Raw genomic sequence first — 16,689 nt, forward strand, 5'->3', positions numbered from 1 at the left:
AAATTCTCGAGAAATTATTTGATTCGTAAAAATACAAGTTTTTCGTACTAATGCAAAAAGCCATAATCTAACTTTATGATTTTGTCTAAAGCCAAATTGACATTAAAATAAAAACTTCACCTCAATTCATAAGTCCACTTTGACGTCTTCTCATCAAAATCTACAGAAATATAAGCCATGTAATCAACAGCAATTTGTGTTACTTTACTTCTTTTTAGTTCCCAACTCTTTGCTTTTTTGAGCAATTCTGTAGCATAAATTTCAAATTCTGTTATAGGTCTTTTACTTTTTACATTAAATTCTGTCATTAAACCAAAATTCGGATCAATTTTAAAATCCTCAGAAGATTTATGCCAATCAAAAAAATTAAAAACAGAAACTAATTCTCCTTTTTTATTGATGTACAATGCAAAAAGTCCTAATGGTTTATCAGATTTTATAGCTTTCGCATCTTTAAAAATGGAGTCGAGATTGGTAATTGGTTTCGTAGCATTAAATTCATTGTTCACAGTATAATCAAGATCATAGATGTAGTTATCTAATTTAAATTCATTTCCATGATCCAACACCTTTTGCAGACGAGGATCAATTCCTCTTTCCCGAATAACTTGCGAATTGGAACAGATTATACCAAAATATAATTTTCTGCCTTTTCCATGTGCAAAAACAAGCCATTCTTGATTTAAATATGCTTCTTTATAGCAAGAATCCCACATACCCTTTTTTTGATAATCAAATGTAAATGACATTTCTTTCGGAATCTTATCTTTTTTATAGTTTGCAAGCACTTTAAATTTAACGGTATAAGTTGCTGAATCTTTACTAATGGTTTTATTTGTAATTATTCCCTTAAATACATGTTTTGATGCATAAAATTCTAATATTGGTTTAGGTATATCACAACTGCAAGCAATTGCTTTTATACATACAAATAAGAAAATAAGTAACGTTAATATTTGTTTTTTCATAGCTGTTTTCTGAATTGTCTCCAGCTTTAGCTGGAGATAAACAAATGTATACAAAAAAGGCTTTAGCCAAAAAACACAAAGTTTGGCTAAAGCCCAATTCAAATTAAAACAAAAACCTCCAGCTAAAGCTGGAGCCAATTGATTATACTTTCAAATATTAATTCGTGAAAATTAGTGTAATTAGTGGCAAACAAAAAAATCAATGTTCTCCATATCCAATATCATCCATTTTCCCGCTAAAAACACGATATTGAATAATAAAATAAATAATCACCAGAAACAAAGCGATAAAAAACCAGCTCAAACCTGCATTTAATCCGTATTCGTGAGCTGCGGTGTTGTAAATCGTTAACGATGGATTTACTTTATTGGTTGAAGGCAGAACATTCGGAAAAATCGAAACCGCTGTCGAGGCAAATCCGCCAACTAAGAATAAAGTCGAAAAAATAAATCCGTGACCGTCTTTTTTAAAGGAACGAACTTTAAATAATCCCGCAATTCCAACAAAAGTCAAAAGCGGAAAGAACCAAAGAATCGGATTTTCAACGAAATTATGAAATGGTTTCGGCTCGATAAAGTGCCAAATTCCCAAAGAAATAAAGACTAAAATCAAGAGAACAAAGTTCAGTCTAAAGATTACATTTTTCAATTTCGGATTCAGCGCTGAATTTGTTTTATAAATAATCCAGTTTGCACCGTGAATTGTCAATGCCACAACACTCACAATTCCTAAGAAAAGCGTAAACCAATCGATAATTCCCAATTCATCTGCTTGCGGACTAAAAGTAGGATTCCATAAAGGCAAAAAGAAAAAATGCGCTTCCTGCGTCGAAACGCCATTTTGAACCATTCCGAGATTCACGCCTCGAACGATATTTCCTAAAGCAATTCCGAAAAATAGAGCCAAAAGCAAACTCGCGATTCCGAAAGCTTTATCCCAAATGCTTTCCCACATGTGATTGTGAATTTGTCCACGCATTTCAAGTCCGATCGCACGGAAAATCAAAAGCCATAAAATCATAATTAAAGGCAGATAAAATCCGCTAAAAGAAGAAGCGTATAAAGTCGGAAAAGCAAAAAATAAAACTCCTCCCGCTGCAATTAGCCAAACTTCATTGGCATCCCAAAACGGACCAATTGCATTGGTGATTGCTTTTTTATCTTTTTCTGTATCTGCAAAAAATAAGTGAATAATTCCTGCACCAAAATCATAACCGTCTAAAACCAAATAAACAGCCAAAATTCCCATTAAAACTACGTACCAAAAAAATTCCATACTTATATTTTTTCTGTTGAAAGTTCCACTTTATGTGGCCCTTTATTGATAATTTTTCCAATCAAAAGTAAAAACAGCATTCCCAGCAAAAGGTATAAACCAATAAAACCAAGCAATGTAAACAAGGTATTTCCTGATGAAACCGTTGGTGAAGCTCCCGCTGCAGTACGTAATAAATTATAAACCAGCCAAGGCTGTCTTCCTAATTCTGCCGTGTACCAGCCTGTTGTATTGGCAATGTACGGAAATGGCATCATGAACATCAGAGACCATAAAATCCATTTGGTTTCAAATAATTTTCCTCTGATTAATTGAAAAAGGGAAAGCACCATTAACCCAATAAACACAGTTCCAAGTCCAACCATAATATGATACGCATAATACAATCCTGAAATATTCGTTGGATGCAAGTCTTCTTCAAACTGATCTAAACCTTTTATCTCCTGATCCCAGTTTCCATAAGTCAGGAAACTCAAAATATTTGGAACAGCGATTTTATTATCCAATTTTTTGTCTTTAACGTCTGGCTGCCCGATTAAGACGATTTCAGAACCTTTCTTTTCAGTATGAAAAATCCCTTCCATCGCTGCAAAAGTTACAGGCTGATATTTGACCACATTTTTAGCTGCTAAATCTCCTGTTGGAACCGCTACGATAACACTCGAAATCAATCCGAAGATTACTCCCGTTTTTAAGAACAATTTCCCGAAAGAAACGTTTTTATTACTTAAAATATAGAAAGCTCCAATTCCAGCCACAACAAAAGAACTCGTTACTAAAGAAGCTGCTTGATTGTGCAAATAAGAAGGCCAAAGCCAAGGATTTAAGAATAAAGCTTGGAAGTTATTCAACACAAATTTTCCGTTTTCTAAAATTTCATAACCAACCGGATTCTGCATCCAAGAATGTGTGGCGATAATTAAAAATCCGCTGGCCCAAGAACCAATCATGATTAACAATCCAGTTACAAAATGCCATTTATGTCCGAGAAGTTTTTCTCCGAATAAAAATAATCCGAGGAAAGAAGATTCGAGAAAGAAAGAAAACATTCCTTCCATTGCCAGTGTCTGACCAATGATTCCTCCCGTAAGTTCGGAGAATTTAGCCCAGTTGGTTCCAAACTGAAACTCCATCGGGATTCCTGTTACAACGCCCATTGCAAAATTGAGGGCGAAGATTTTCATCCAGAAATGGGTGGCGTGATTGTATTGTTCGTCTTTAGTCTTGAGATATTTCCACTTGAAGTACACAATGATCAACGAAAGACCCATTGTAAGTTGTGGAAAAAGATAATGAAAAGTGATCGTGAAGGCAAATTGCATTCGATCATAAAAGAGCATTTCTTCCATAATGGTAATTTGTTTATGAAGTTCCACAAATTTAACCATTAGAACCCGAATTAATGCCCTTTAAAAAAAGTTTATCGTCTGATATTTGTTAAACTTTTCAACAATTTAAAGGTATTGATTACACTTCTACCCTTTTTGGTTTGGTTATAGTTTGTCATTTCGACGAAGGAGAAATCACACACAGAATTGCACAAAGATTGGAGATAATACGTTATGGAATTCTGTGTGTGATTTCTCCCTTTGGTGGAAATGACAAGATTGCGTATGAATTTTTGTGAGTAAAACATAACCCGTGGTTTCAACCACGGGAACACAATGCATATCCGATACGTTTCCTGCGGTTGAAACCGCAGGCTATATTTGATTTTGATTACGTGAGTTTCCTCTGGTTGAAACCGTAGACTATGTTTGGTTTTGATTACGTAAGTTCAGTTTTATTATTTTTCTAAAATACCTTTTTGAACACTTTCATTAATCAAACCTTCGGCATAATTCCATAAAGATTCTGAACCATTTTTGATGACGCTTTTCTTTTCGTAAACTTTATCATATTTCACTCCAAACTCTTTCCAAGTTCCACCATTGTTTGATGTGTTTTGCAATAATGGTTCAAGTCTGTCCATAGATTTTGCAAATTTGGCTTCGTTGGTTTCACCAGCTTCAAATTCTTCCCAAATAGCAATTAGTTCTTCTGCTTGTTTTTTTGGAAGCAAACCAAAAATTCTATTTGCCGCTAAACGCTCTTCATCTGTATTGTCATGGCTTTTTACCGTATCATAAATAAAGACATCACCTGCGTCAATTTCAACTATATCGTGAATCAAAACCATTTTTACTACTTTCAAAACATCAATCGGTTCATTGGAGTGTTCTGCCAAAACAATTGCCATCAAAGCCAAATGCCAACTGTGTTCTGCATCATTTTCGCATCTATCGCTATTGAATAATTTGGTCTTACGTTGAATGTATTTTACCTTATCAATTTCTTTTATAAAAGCAATTTGATCTATTAAGTCCTTTGTGTTCATTTTCTTTTTTGTTTTGAAATGACATTCGTCATACGCAAAATTAAAGCTTAAAGCGTAATTGCTCAACTTAAAATTAATTTATCTCAGATCGTATGACAAAATCCATATTATTTTACACAAAAACCTAATTTCTGTAACATTAGTCACCTATTTTTTTAAAAAACAAGACTACCTTTGTCTTCCATTATTTTTATTACTGAATCATGAAAATAGAACAAATTTACACCGGATGCCTCGCTCAAGGTGCATATTATATCACTTCAAATGGCGAAGCGGCCATTATTGATCCGCTTAGAGAAATTCAGCCTTATCTGGATCGTTTAGAGCGTGACGGAGTTAAGCTGAAATATATTTTTGAAACACATTTCCACGCCGATTTCGTTTCTGGACACGTTGATTTGAGCAAAGAAACTGGAGCGCCAATTGTTTACGGGCCAAATGCTTCTTGCGAATTTGACTGCATTTCTGCAAAAGACGGACAAGAATTTAAAATCGGAGAAGTAACAATTAAAGTTTTGCACACTCCTGGCCACACTATGGAAAGTACAACTTTTTTACTTATCGATGAAAACGGAAAAGATCACGCGATTTTCTCTGGAGATACCTTATTTATTGGAGATGTCGGACGTCCTGATTTAGCTCAAAAAGCAGCTGGAATGACACAAGATCAATTGGCAGGAATTTTATATCATTCGCTAAGAGATAAAATCATGACGCTGAATGATGATGTAATTGTATATCCTGCTCACGGTGCTGGAAGTGCCTGCGGAAAAAATATGAGCAAAGAAACTGTTTCTACTATCGGGAATCAAAAAGCTACAAATTATGCTTTGCGTGCTGATATGACCGAAGAAGAGTTTATCAAAGAAGTTACTGATGGTTTATTGCCTCCTCCTGCCTATTTCAGCATGAACGTTGCGATGAATAAAGGCGGCTATGAAAGCTTTGAAACCGTTCTAAACAATGGAATGAAAGCTATAAACGTAAAAGATTTTGAAGCCGTAGCTGAAGAAACTGGTGCTTTAATTCTAGATACAAGAAGTGCTGCCGATTTCAGCAAAGGTTTTATTCCGCAATCTATTAATATTGGAATCAACGGTGATTTTGCTCCGTGGGTTGGAACTTTAATTGCCGATGTAAAACAGCCAATTATATTGGTTACCGCTGCTGGCATGGAAGAAGAAACTGTAACTCGTTTAAGCCGTGTAGGTTTTGATACGATTATCGGACATTTAGAAGGTGGTTTTGAAGCTTGGCAAAATGCAGGTTTCGAGATTGATACTGTTAACAGAATCACTGCCGAACAGTTTACTAATGAATTTAAATTTGGCAAAGATAAAATTGTAGATATCCGTAAAGAAACAGAATACGCAGCAGAACATATAGATGATGCTTACAGCAAACCTTTGGCTTATATCAATGACTGGGTAAAAGACATTAATCCAAATGAACATTTTTATCTGCATTGTGCAGGAGGTTACAGAAGCATGATTGCTGCTTCTATCCTTCAAGCAAGAGGTTTCAGAAATTTCTCGGAAGTTGAAGGCGGTTTTGGAGCAATTTCTAAAACCAATGTTCCAAAATCAGATTTTGTTTGTCAGAGCAAGGTTTTGAAAGCATAAATATAATTTTTTACCATTAAGATATTAAGGAAATTAAGTTGGAATGCTTAACTTTCTTAAACTTCTTTAAAAAAGTTTCATTAAGTTAGATTAGCTTAATTTCCTTAATATCTTAATGGTAAAAAATAAAAAAAACTAAATTTTAAAAGTAAATGAGTATACTTGAAATCATTAAAGAACCATGGCCTTGGTACGTTGCAGGCCCTTTGATTGGATTAACAGTTCCAATTTTATTAATTATCGGAAATAAATCTTTCGGGATTAGTTCTTCTCTTCGTCATATTTGTGCGGCTTGTATTCCTGCAAATATTTCGTTTTTTAAATACGACTGGAAAAAAGAAAGCTGGAATTTATTCTTTGTTTTAGGAATATTTCTAGGCGGTTTTATCACTGCTCATTTTTTATCGAATCCAAATCCTGTAGAAATTGCTCCTGAATTAACAGAGAAATTAGCGACTTACGGAATCACAGATCATAGTGGTTTGGTTCCTGCACAATTATTTTCTTGGGAAAGTTTATTAACGCTTCGCGGATTTATCATGATTGTGGTTGGCGGATTCTTAGTTGGTTTCGGAACTCGTTACGCTGGCGGATGCACAAGCGGACATGCGATCATGGGATTATCAAACTTACAATGGCCATCATTGGTAGCTACAATCTGTTTTATGATTGGTGGTTTTGTAATGGCACTTTTGATTTTACCTTATATTCTTTCACTTTAAAATTTCAAAAATGAGTTTAGAAAATAAAAATATAGACGGCGAAGGAATCAACGCAAGCCAGAAAAAAGAAACTGCATTAGGAAACTTAAAATATTTAATCGTTGGAATCTTTTTCGGAATTGTATTCGTAAAAGCAGAAATCATCAGCTGGTTCAGAATTCAGGAAATGTTCAATCTAGAGTCATTCCACATGTATGGCGTAATTGGATGCGCTGTCGTTGTTGGACTAATATCGGTACAATTGATTAAAAAATTCAACATCAAAACTCTTGATGGAGAAAAAATTGAAATTCAACCAAAGACTTTTAATAAAGGACAAATCTACGGTGGCTTATTATTCGGTTTCGGATGGGCAATTACTGGAGCTTGTCCAGGTCCGCTTTTTGCTCAAATTGGTACAGGAGCGACTGTAATTGTGATTACTTTGGTTAGTGCCATTGCTGGAACTTGGGTTTATGGTTTGATTAAAGATAAATTGCCTCATTAATTTTTTTATAAAGTAAATCCAAAAATGAATTCTACTGAACAGTTAGTATTACGAAAAGCAGTTCTTTCTGAAATACCGGCAATTTGGGAAATATTGCAAGATGCCATCGAACAAAGGAGATTAGATGGAAGCTCACAATGGCAGGATGGTTATCCGAACGAGCTTTCTATTAAAAATGATATCGAAAATGGTTATGGATATGTTTTTACAGAAAACGAATCGATTCTGGCTTATGCGGCTATTATTTTTGATAAAGAACCTGCTTACGAAAATATCGAAGGAAAATGGCTTACTGATGGCAATTATACTGTTATGCATCGTGTAGCCGTGTCGAAATTAGCAAAAGGAAAAGGGATTGCAACCAAACTATTTGAGAGCATCGAAGGTTTGTCTGTCGAAAATAAAATTTACAGTATAAAAGTAGACACAAACTTCGATAATACTCCGATGTTGAAAATTTTAGACAGATTAAAATATACGTATTGCGGAGAAGTCTATTTTAGAGGCTCTGCAAGAAAAGCATTTGAAAAACGATTGATCTAAATAAACAATATATAAAATTAATAACCCGACTGGTTCTATGAATCTGTCGGGTTTGTTTTTGTTTCAAGTTTCACGTTTAACGTTGCCTACCGAAAACCTGAAACCTGAAACTTGAAACCTGAAACTTTTTTCTTCATCAATTTTTAATTTCATTTCGTTAAGTTTGCTTTAAACAAAAAGTCCCATACCTATATGAACCGCTCCGAGCAATTAAACAAACTACAAAACACAGAAAATTGGGACGTAATAATAATCGGCGGAGGCGCAAGCGGTCTTGGAACGGCAGTTGATGCAGCGAGTCGCGGTTACAAAACCATTTTATTTGAAGCTGTAGATTTTGCAAAGGGAACCTCTAGCCGAAGCACTAAACTGGTTCATGGCGGAGTACGCTATTTGGCGCAAGGAGATGTGCATTTGGTTCGAGAAGCATTAAAAGAACGAGGTTTACTGGCGCAAAACGCAGCTCATTTAGTCAAAAACCAATCGTTTATAATTCCAAACTATCATTTACTAAGTGGTTATTTTTATACGATCGGATTAAAAATTTACGATTTATTATCAGGTTTTTTAAGTTTAGGAAGTTCTAAATATCTTTCAAAAAAGAAAACTATCGAAATGCTCCCGAACGTTCAGGAAAAAGGTTTGGTAAATGGCGTTATTTATCATGACGGTCAATTTGATGATTCTCGTCTAGCCATTAATCTTGCTCAAACGGCTGTTGAAAACGGAGCTTGTCTTTTAAATTATATAAAGGTTACCAATTTATTGAAAGACGACAAAAATCAAATTATTGGTGTTCAAGCGGAAGATCAGGAAAGTGGAATTAAATATGATATAAAAGGTTCTGCGGTAATAAATGCAACTGGAGTTTTTACAAACGCTATCATGAAATTAAATGATAAAGTTTATAAAAAATATATTGTTCCAAGTCAGGGAATTCATTTGGTTCTTGACAAATCTTTTCTTCCAGGCGAAAATGCTCTAATGATTCCAAAAACAAAAGATGGAAGAGTTTTATTTGCTGTTCCGTGGCATAACCGAATTGTAGTTGGAACAACTGATACTTTAATTAAAAAGCAAAGTTTAGAACCTATCGCTTTAGAAAGCGAAATTCAATTTGTTTTGGAAACTGCACAACGATTCTTGGCAAAAAAGCCAGAAAGAAAAGATGTATTATCGGTTTTTGCAGGATTGCGTCCGTTGGCAGCGCCGAAAGAAGAAGGCAAAAGCACCAAAGAAGTTTCTAGAAGCCACAAAATCATAGTTTCAGAAACGGGCCTTATTACCATTACTGGAGGAAAATGGACAACATACAGAAAAATTGCTGAGGATATTATTGACAAAGCAATTAAAACAGGTAAATTAGAAAAGAAAGTTTGTACAACAGAGCATCTTTCTATTCATGGAAACCAGCCTACTACTTCTGTCGACAGAGAAAATCACCTATATATATATGGTACTGATATTCCGAAAATAATCGAATTACAAGAAAGCGAACCCGAGCTGAAAGAAAAACTACATCCTGATCATGAATTTACCATGGCAGAAGTTGTTTGGGCAATTCGTTACGAAATGGCACGAACTGTAGACGATATTTTAGCCAGAAGAGTTCGTTTATTATTCTTAGATGCAAGAGCTGCAATTGAAGTTTCGGAGAAAACAGCAAGAGTAATTGCGAAAGAATTGGGACATGATGAAGTTTGGATAAACTCAGAAATTGCCAATTTTAAGCAAATTGCAAAAGGTTTTCTGCTGTCTGAATTCCGATAAATCATAAAAATAGCTGATTATGAGAATCTTTTAGTTTAAAGTTACCTTACAAAAAATCAATTGCTAAATATTTTAAAATTAGAAATCGTTTTGATATTAAAAAATTATTAATTAACAACATATCAATTCGTTACATTAAAAATTATTCTAATTTTATTCTCTAAAAAACCATACTTTTAGTTCTTTTAGAATACGCACTCATACATATTAACAAAAAATTAACACAACACTTGTATATACAACTATTAAAAGTTATACATTTGTATATACAAATTATACACTTACGACTATGACAATTGAAGAGGTTATTAAGAGTACGGTTAAGATGGATAATGCGAAAAAAGTTATTCTGAATATCATGTACACGCAAAATGTGATTCAGGATCATTTCAACGAGTTGATCAAACCGTATGATTTATCTGGAGAACAGTACAATGTGTTGCGTATATTAAGAGGACAAAAAGGACAGCCTGCTAATATGTGCGTGATACAAGAACGAATGCTTGCTAAAACAAGCAACACAACACGTTTGGTAGACAAATTATTATTGAAGGATTTTGTAACTCGAAATGTCTGTCCAGATAATCGAAGAAAAATTGAAGTTTCGATTACACAAAAAGGATTGGATGTTTTAAAAGAATTAGATCCGAAAGTAGATGAACACGAACAAACGTTTGCAAACAATTTAAAACCAGAAGAATTAGTTTTCTTAAACCAACTATTAGAAAAATATAGAACCAACAAATAAAATAATAAAAACTATGAGCAATTTCTTAGCAAATCAAAATTGGAGATACGCAACCAAACAATTTGATGCTTCAAAAAAGATATCAAATGACGATTTAAATACACTAAAAGAGGCGGTTAGATTAAGCGCTTCTTCATACGGATTACAACCTTATAGAGTAGTTATTGTTGAAAATCCAGAATTAAGAGAAAAATTAAAGGGTGCAGCTTGGGGGCAAACTCAAATTACAGACGCTTCTCACCTATTCATTTTTGCAAACGACTTAAGCCTTGATGCAGGTTCTGTTGACAAATATATCAGCAACATCAGCGAAGTGAGAGGTGTTCCTGTTGACGCTTTAGGCGGATTCAGCGATATGATGAAAAATGTAATCGCAAATTTATCTGAAGATGCAAAACACATCTGGACTGCAAAACAGACTTACTTAGCTTTAGGCAACTTATTAAATGCTGCAGCTGAATTAAAAATTGACGCAACTCCTATGGAAGGTTTCAATGCTGCTCAATTTAATGAAATCTTAGGTTTCGATAAATTAGGTTTAAACGCTTCAGTTATCGCAACTGTTGGTTACAGACACGATGACGACAAATCTCAACACCAGAAAAAAGTTAGAAAATCACACGAGGAATTATTTATCACTATATAATTATTTATTAATCAAATTCAAATTTAATTTTAAAAACATGAAAAATTTAAAAACTATTGCAATAGCACTATTCGTAGCAGCAGCTGGAATCTCAGTAAACGCTCAAACTAAAAAAATCGACGTAAAAGCATCTACTATTAAGTGGGTAGGAAAAAAAGTAACTGGAGAGCACTCAGGAACTGTAAACTTCAAAGAAGGTTCTGTTATTTTCAAAGGAAAAAAATTAGCTGGTGGTAACTTTACAGTTGATATGACTTCATTAACTTCTACAGATTTAACTGGAGAATACCAAGGAAAATTAAACGGTCACTTAAAAGCTGACGATTTCTTCGGAACTGACAAATTCCCAACTTCAAAATTAGTTTTCAAAACTATTGGTGCAAAATCTGCTGACGTTTACACTGTAACTGCAGACTTAACTATCAAAGGAATTACTAAACCAGTAACTTTTGATATCACTGTAAAAGGAAACACTGCTACAACTGCTTTCAAAGTTGACAGAACTAAATACGATATTAAATACGGTTCAGGTAGCTTCTTCGACGGTTTAGGAGATAAAACTATCAATGACGAATTCGAATTAGCTGTAGCTTTAAAATTCTAATATTTCAGTCTTACTAATTCAGAAATACAATAACCCCCAACAGTTTAAAACTGTTGGGGGTTATTTTTTTACTTTTCAAAAACTTAACGTTCTTAATAATATAGTAACTCTTTCGTAATAAGTATCAGGACTTTGATTAACATACGGCTTCTATTTTTGGAACAATTAAAAAAATCAAAAACTAGAAATTAAAATCATAGTTATGAAAACAAAACTACGTATTGCATGTATAACCTTCATTATCAGCTTTTTCGTACAGGCTCAACAACAGCCAAAAGGAATCATTGGTTCTTCAAACTGGATGACTAACTGGACAAACTTTAAGCCTGCTGCAAATGACTACGGTGAAGCTACTAATATAATTGCAGGAACAATTGACAAAGACACTCGATTAGTAAAACGTAATATTTATCATTTAGTTGGTGTTGTGTATGTTACAAATAATGCAACTCTAACGATCGAGCCTGGAACGGTTATAAGAGGTGATGATAAAACCTGTGGAACTCTTGTCATTACAAACGGATCAAAAATTGTAGCTGAAGGACTAGAAACTGATCCAATTGTTTTCACTTCTGAAAATGAAATAAACAACAGAAAACCAGGTGACTGGGGCGGAATTATTATTTTAGGAAAAGCTCCTATAAATTCTTTAGGAGGAATTCACACTTTACCTTTTGATTTAGATCCGACTTTGAATCATTATGGAGGCCAAGATCCAGAAGATAATTCAGGAATCATGAAATATGTGAGGATTGAATATGCTGGAAGAAAATTAAGTGCATCGAAAGAATTAAACGGCCTTTCTCTTGCTGGCGTTGGAAGAAAAACAACTATTAGCAATGTTCAAATCAGCTATTCAAATGACGATTCTTTTGAATGTTACGGAGGAGATTTAAATCTGAGCAATTTAGTTTCTTATAGAACAACCGATGACGATTTTGATTTTACACAAGGAGCCCAAATTAATATCTCAAACAGTATTGCAATTCGCCACCCGTTTTCTTCAGATATTTCAGGTTCAAGATGTTTTGAGGTAGATTCTTATGAAAAAATCGCTTCTACGGACATGACCAAAAAGATGACTAAAATAAATGCAAGCAACATTACATTGGTTAATTTAGAAGAAAATAATCAAGGTTTGGTTAGAGAATCTGCTTACATTAAAGAAAATACTTTCTTCAATTTAACGAATAGTGTAGTTTCTGGGTTTGCTCCTTTTATTTTACTGGAAGGAAATATCGGAAACGGTGAAGCTAATCTCTCAAAAATTACTCTTAAAAACGTTGTGGCAAACAATTGCCAAGGCGAGATTGAAAGCGAATCTGGAAGTAATATCCCTGGCATAAAAAGCTATTATGGTAACCCAGCTTACGGAATAGAATATACAAAAATGAAACTTAACGAGTTATTTGCACTTCCAAACATCAAGGGAAATCCAGATTTTAGATTAAATGTAAACAACACCATAGCAATTGGAAACTAAAGAGTTATAGATACGTTCAAAATCAAAATTTAACAAATTTCACAAATTCGAAAAGATTTTTTTCAAATTTTATATACTTTAATTAAAATTACATTTATATCTTTGTCACATCAAAATAAAGAAATGAGAACAATTTTAAACAATACTTGGTGGTGGAGCAATTTACGTCAGACGTCGTGAACGAAGCTTCCTATGGTATTGTAAGAAATATAAAAATATAAAGGGCTTGTCATCACGACAAGCCCTTTTTTTTTGATCAAAACCGAAACATAAATTAACAACACATAAAAAACTATATATTTTGAAACCTTTTATTCTTAATACACATTACAAACAAATTCTGGCAGATACGGTTACGCCAGTAAGCATTTATTTCAAAATAAGAGATAAATTCCCAAACAGCTTATTATTGGAAAGTAGTGATTATCATGGAAATGATAATAGTTTCTCTTACATCTGCTGCAATCCGATTGCTACTATAAAAATCGAAAATGAAGTTATTTCTAAAACTTTTCCTGACGGAACTTCAGAAAGAATCGCTATTGATGGTTCGACTAATATTCCTCAGGTAATTCAGGAATTTTCAAGTCAGTTTCAATCAGAGAAAAACGATTTCAAATTCATTAATAACGGTTTGTTTGGTTACATTTCTTACGATGCAGTTCGTTATTTTGAGAAAGTTTCAATTGCAAAAAAAGACAATGCCACTTCAATTCCAGATGTTTTTTATGCAGTATACCAGAACATTATCGCAATTAACCATTTCAAAAATGAAGCTTACATTTTCTGCCATAGCGTGGATAATAAAAATAATATTGCTGAAATCGAGCAATTACTTCAATCTAGAAATATTGCCTCTTATAAATTTTCTAAAGAAGGTGAAGGTTTCTCTAATTTAACTGATGAAGAATTTAAAGCAAATGTAGCTTTGGCTAAAAAACACTGCTACCGCGGAGATGTTTTTCAATTGGTTCTTTCTCGCCGATTTACTCAAGGTTTCAAAGGTGACGAATTTAATGTATACAGAGCTTTAAGAAGCATTAACCCTTCTCCTTATTTATTCTTTTTTGATTATGGAGATTTCAAAATATTCGGTTCTTCGCCAGAAGCACAAATTATTGTGAAAAACAGAAAAGCTGAAATTCACCCAATTGCTGGAACTTTCAAAAGAACTGGAAACGATGAGCGTGATGCACTTTTAGCAAAAGAACTTTCTGAAGACAAAAAAGAAAACAGCGAACATGTTATGTTGGTTGATTTAGCAAGAAATGATTTGAGCAGAAACGGGCACGATGTAAATGTAGAAAAATACAGAGAAGTTCAGTTTTTCTCTCATGTAATTCACCTAGTTTCTAAAGTTACAGGACATTTACATGATAAAGCAACAACAATGCAAGTTGTAGCAGACACTTTTCCAGCAGGAACTTTAAGCGGTGCTCCAAAACATAGAGCCATGCAATTAATTGAAGAATGCGAAAAAACAAACCGTAATTTCTACGGAGGCGCAATTGGTGTTATGGACTTTGACGGGAACTTTAATCACGCCATTATGATTCGAACTTTCCTTTCTAAAAACCATCAGTTGCACTGTCAAGCAGGAGCTGGAATCGTAGCAAGTTCTGACGAAGAAAGCGAAATGCAGGAAGTTTACAATAAATTAAGAGCATTGAATACAGCCTTAGAAATGGCGGAACAGATTTAGTTTCAAGTTTTTTTAGTTTCATGTTTCAAGTTATTGGAACGTGAAACCTGAAACGTTAAACCTTAAACAATTAAAAACAAACCATAAAAACCACAAACTATGAAAAAAGCAATATCAATTTTAGTTTTAATCATTACCCTTAGTTCTTGCAATTCAGAAAAAAAGCAAAATCCGATTGAAGGAACCTGGCGTCTTATATCGGCTGAAACGACAGAGAAAGATTCAACGTTCTCGACTTTCAATTCAAAAACAAAAATGATTAAAATTATTAACGATACACACTTTGCCTTTTTTAATCATGATTTAAAACACGGAAAAGATACAACAGCAGCATTATTCTTTGGCGGAGGCGGAAAATATACCTTAAAAGACAGTGTTTATACAGAACATTTAGAGTTCTTCAACAACCGCGATTGGGAAGACAACAAATTTGAATTTGTGGTGAAAGTTCAAAACGACACCTTAATTCAAAAAGGAATAGAAAAAGTAGAAAAATTAGGCGTAGATCGTATTATCGTAGAAAAATACGTTCGAGAGAAATAAAATTTAGTTTCAAGTTTTCTTTGTTTCAAGTTTCAAGTTAGGAAACTTAGAACCTCAGAACCTTAGTAACTTAGAACCTTAAAAAAAAATGAAAAAAATTTTAGTTATAGACAATTACGATAGTTTCACTTACAACTTAGTGCACTATTTAGAAGATTTAAACTGCGAAGTTACCGTTTACAGAAACGACGAATTTGATATTGATGAAATTGCTGGTTTTGAAAAGATATTGCTTTCGCCAGGACCTGGAATTCCAGATGAAGCAGGTTTACTAAAAGCAGTAATCGAAAAATACAGTCCAACAAAAAGTATCCTTGGAGTTTGTTTAGGACAACAGGCAATCGGAGAAGTTTTTGGCGGAACGCTTTCCAACCTTGACAAAGTATATCACGGCGTTGCAACAAATGTAAAAACTTTAGTAGACGACGAAATTTTATTTGAAGGTTTAGGAAACGAGTTCGAAGTTGGAAGATATCATTCGTGGGTAGTTGACAATAATTTACCTGAAGATTTAGAAGCAACTTCGGTAGACGAAAACGGACAAATCATGTCTTTACGTCACAAAAATTATGATGTAAGAGGCGTTCAATTTCACCCAGAAAGCGTTTTAACACCAAACGGAAAAAGGATTTTAGAGAATTGGATTAAGAGTTAGTGATCAGTTTTCAGAGTTTTAGTGTTCAGTCGCAGAAAACCTGAAACATTAAACTTGAAACAAAAAACATAATATCTCAGAACCTTAGCAACTTGAAGCCATAAAAAATGGAAATAACAATTTTAGAAACAAGAGATATCAACATTGATGATATTTTAGTTTTGTACAAAGCAAATGGATGGAGTTCAGCTAGTAAACCAAACGAATTGTACAACGGATTATTAAATTCAGAAACATTAGTAACGGCTTGGGAAGGCAAAAAACTTGTTGGACTTGGGAATGCAATTTCTGATGGATTCTTAACAGTTTATTATCCGCATTTACTAGTACTTCCTGAATATCAAGGAAAAGGAATTGGAAAATTGATTTTGGATAAAATGCAAGAAAAATACAGCCACTTTCACATGCAAATGTTAACGGCAGATGGGAAATCGGTTGATTTTTATAAAAAAAATGGTTTCGAAAGAGCTGGAAAAACAGAACCCATGTGGATTTATCAAGGGAATGAACATTAATAAAAGTATTCAGTCTCAGTCACAGTAA

Annotated in this window: 17 protein-coding genes; 13 read left to right on the forward strand and 4 right to left on the reverse strand. The window is 33.8% G+C overall.

Features of this window, described 5'->3' with window-relative positions:
* Window positions 1-116: 116 nt before the first annotated feature.
* The 4 genes from DMA14_RS21600 to DMA14_RS21615 form a co-directional block, all read right to left on the reverse strand.
* Window positions 117-968, reverse strand: a complete 852-nt coding sequence (locus DMA14_RS21600; protein WP_157957753.1) for a hypothetical protein — start codon at window positions 966-968, stop codon at window positions 117-119.
* A 199-nt stretch (window positions 969-1,167) separates the two neighbouring features.
* On the reverse strand, window positions 1,168-2,244 hold the full coding sequence (gene cydB / locus DMA14_RS21605; protein WP_111426557.1) for a cytochrome d ubiquinol oxidase subunit II: 1,077 nt from the start codon (window positions 2,242-2,244) through the stop codon (window positions 1,168-1,170).
* Window positions 2,245-2,246: 2 nt separating this feature from the next.
* Window positions 2,247-3,593: a cytochrome ubiquinol oxidase subunit I gene (locus DMA14_RS21610; RefSeq protein WP_111426760.1), complete on the reverse strand. Its 1,347-nt coding sequence runs from the start codon at window positions 3,591-3,593 to the stop codon at window positions 2,247-2,249.
* Between the two features lie 437 nt (window positions 3,594-4,030).
* A complete protein-coding gene (locus DMA14_RS21615) occupies window positions 4,031-4,621 on the reverse strand; it encodes an HD domain-containing protein (RefSeq protein WP_111426558.1) in 591 nt (196 codons plus the stop codon).
* Window positions 4,622-4,824: 203 nt separating this feature from the next.
* Between DMA14_RS21615 and DMA14_RS21620 the strand changes: the two genes are divergently transcribed.
* The 13 genes from DMA14_RS21620 to DMA14_RS21680 all read left to right on the forward strand — a co-directional run bounded on the left by DMA14_RS21620 (window position 4,825) and on the right by DMA14_RS21680 (window position 16,661).
* A complete protein-coding gene (locus DMA14_RS21620; protein ID WP_111426559.1) occupies window positions 4,825-6,243 on the forward strand; it encodes an MBL fold metallo-hydrolase in 1,419 nt (472 codons plus the stop codon).
* Window positions 6,244-6,401: 158 nt separating this feature from the next.
* The gene (locus DMA14_RS21625; protein ID WP_111426761.1) at window positions 6,402-6,965 is read left to right on the forward strand and encodes a YeeE/YedE family protein; all 564 of its coding nucleotides are present in this window, start codon (window positions 6,402-6,404) and stop codon (window positions 6,963-6,965) included.
* 10 nt (window positions 6,966-6,975) lie between these two features.
* Window positions 6,976-7,452 carry a DUF6691 family protein gene (locus tag DMA14_RS21630; RefSeq protein WP_111426560.1) on the forward strand — a complete coding sequence of 159 codons (477 nt, stop codon included), beginning with the start codon at window positions 6,976-6,978 and terminating at the stop codon, window positions 7,450-7,452.
* A gap of 24 nt (window positions 7,453-7,476) precedes the next feature.
* Window positions 7,477-7,995 (forward strand): GNAT family N-acetyltransferase, encoded by a 519-nt coding sequence (locus DMA14_RS21635; protein ID WP_111426561.1) that lies wholly within the window; start codon window positions 7,477-7,479, stop codon window positions 7,993-7,995.
* Between the two features lie 192 nt (window positions 7,996-8,187).
* Window positions 8,188-9,765, forward strand: coding sequence for a glycerol-3-phosphate dehydrogenase/oxidase (locus DMA14_RS21640; RefSeq protein ID WP_111426562.1), 1,578 nt, complete (start codon window positions 8,188-8,190; stop codon window positions 9,763-9,765).
* Between the two features lie 289 nt (window positions 9,766-10,054).
* Window positions 10,055-10,513: a MarR family winged helix-turn-helix transcriptional regulator gene (locus DMA14_RS21645; protein WP_111426563.1), complete on the forward strand. Its 459-nt coding sequence runs from the start codon at window positions 10,055-10,057 to the stop codon at window positions 10,511-10,513.
* Between the two features lie 13 nt (window positions 10,514-10,526).
* On the forward strand, window positions 10,527-11,159 hold the full coding sequence (locus tag DMA14_RS21650; RefSeq protein ID WP_111426564.1) for an NAD(P)H-dependent oxidoreductase: 633 nt from the start codon (window positions 10,527-10,529) through the stop codon (window positions 11,157-11,159).
* A 37-nt stretch (window positions 11,160-11,196) separates the two neighbouring features.
* Entirely contained in the window at window positions 11,197-11,763 is a 567-nt protein-coding gene (locus DMA14_RS21655; RefSeq protein WP_111426565.1) for a YceI family protein, read from the forward strand.
* Window positions 11,764-11,965: 202 nt separating this feature from the next.
* The gene (locus tag DMA14_RS21660; protein WP_111426566.1) at window positions 11,966-13,246 is read left to right on the forward strand and encodes a hypothetical protein; all 1,281 of its coding nucleotides are present in this window, start codon (window positions 11,966-11,968) and stop codon (window positions 13,244-13,246) included.
* A gap of 301 nt (window positions 13,247-13,547) precedes the next feature.
* Window positions 13,548-14,948 carry an anthranilate synthase component I family protein gene (locus tag DMA14_RS21665; protein ID WP_111426567.1) on the forward strand — a complete coding sequence of 467 codons (1,401 nt, stop codon included), beginning with the start codon at window positions 13,548-13,550 and terminating at the stop codon, window positions 14,946-14,948.
* Between the two features lie 99 nt (window positions 14,949-15,047).
* The gene (locus DMA14_RS21670) at window positions 15,048-15,491 is read left to right on the forward strand and encodes a hypothetical protein (protein ID WP_111426568.1); all 444 of its coding nucleotides are present in this window, start codon (window positions 15,048-15,050) and stop codon (window positions 15,489-15,491) included.
* Between the two features lie 88 nt (window positions 15,492-15,579).
* Window positions 15,580-16,146 (forward strand): anthranilate synthase component II, encoded by a 567-nt coding sequence (locus DMA14_RS21675; RefSeq protein ID WP_111426569.1) that lies wholly within the window; start codon window positions 15,580-15,582, stop codon window positions 16,144-16,146.
* Between the two features lie 107 nt (window positions 16,147-16,253).
* Complete coding sequence (locus DMA14_RS21680; protein WP_111426570.1) at window positions 16,254-16,661, forward strand: GNAT family N-acetyltransferase; 408 nt, start codon at window positions 16,254-16,256, stop codon at window positions 16,659-16,661.
* The last annotated feature ends 28 nt before the right edge of the window (window positions 16,662-16,689 follow it).

Origin of the sequence: Flavobacterium sharifuzzamanii, from assembly GCF_003254585.1 — a bacterium.
Taxonomy (GTDB): Bacteria; Bacteroidota; Bacteroidia; order Flavobacteriales; family Flavobacteriaceae; genus Flavobacterium; species Flavobacterium sharifuzzamanii.

Bases quoted from the DNA above. Each gene is read 5' to 3' on its own strand.
- DMA14_RS21660 (WP_111426566.1), top strand. From the start codon at position 11,966: ATGAAAACAAAACTACGTATTGCATGTATAACCTTCATTATCAGCTTT.
- DMA14_RS21620 (WP_111426559.1), top strand. From the start codon at position 4,825: ATGAAAATAGAACAAATTTACACCGGATGCCTCGCTCAAGGTGCATAT.
- DMA14_RS21655 (WP_111426565.1), top strand. From the start codon at position 11,197: ATGAAAAATTTAAAAACTATTGCAATAGCACTATTCGTAGCAGCAGCT.
- DMA14_RS21675 (WP_111426569.1), top strand. From the start codon at position 15,580: ATGAAAAAAATTTTAGTTATAGACAATTACGATAGTTTCACTTACAAC.
- DMA14_RS21630 (WP_111426560.1), top strand. From the start codon at position 6,976: ATGAGTTTAGAAAATAAAAATATAGACGGCGAAGGAATCAACGCAAGC.
- DMA14_RS21615 (WP_111426558.1), bottom strand. From the start codon at position 4,621: ATGAACACAAAGGACTTAATAGATCAAATTGCTTTTATAAAAGAAATT.
- DMA14_RS21670 (WP_111426568.1), top strand. From the start codon at position 15,048: ATGAAAAAAGCAATATCAATTTTAGTTTTAATCATTACCCTTAGTTCT.
- DMA14_RS21650 (WP_111426564.1), top strand. From the start codon at position 10,527: ATGAGCAATTTCTTAGCAAATCAAAATTGGAGATACGCAACCAAACAA.
- cydB (WP_111426557.1), bottom strand. From the start codon at position 2,244: ATGGAATTTTTTTGGTACGTAGTTTTAATGGGAATTTTGGCTGTTTAT.
- DMA14_RS21635 (WP_111426561.1), top strand. From the start codon at position 7,477: ATGAATTCTACTGAACAGTTAGTATTACGAAAAGCAGTTCTTTCTGAA.
- DMA14_RS21680 (WP_111426570.1), top strand. From the start codon at position 16,254: ATGGAAATAACAATTTTAGAAACAAGAGATATCAACATTGATGATATT.
- DMA14_RS21610 (WP_111426760.1), bottom strand. From the start codon at position 3,593: ATGGAAGAAATGCTCTTTTATGATCGAATGCAATTTGCCTTCACGATC.
- DMA14_RS21645 (WP_111426563.1), top strand. From the start codon at position 10,055: ATGACAATTGAAGAGGTTATTAAGAGTACGGTTAAGATGGATAATGCG.
- DMA14_RS21600 (WP_157957753.1), bottom strand. From the start codon at position 968: ATGAAAAAACAAATATTAACGTTACTTATTTTCTTATTTGTATGTATA.
- DMA14_RS21640 (WP_111426562.1), top strand. From the start codon at position 8,188: ATGAACCGCTCCGAGCAATTAAACAAACTACAAAACACAGAAAATTGG.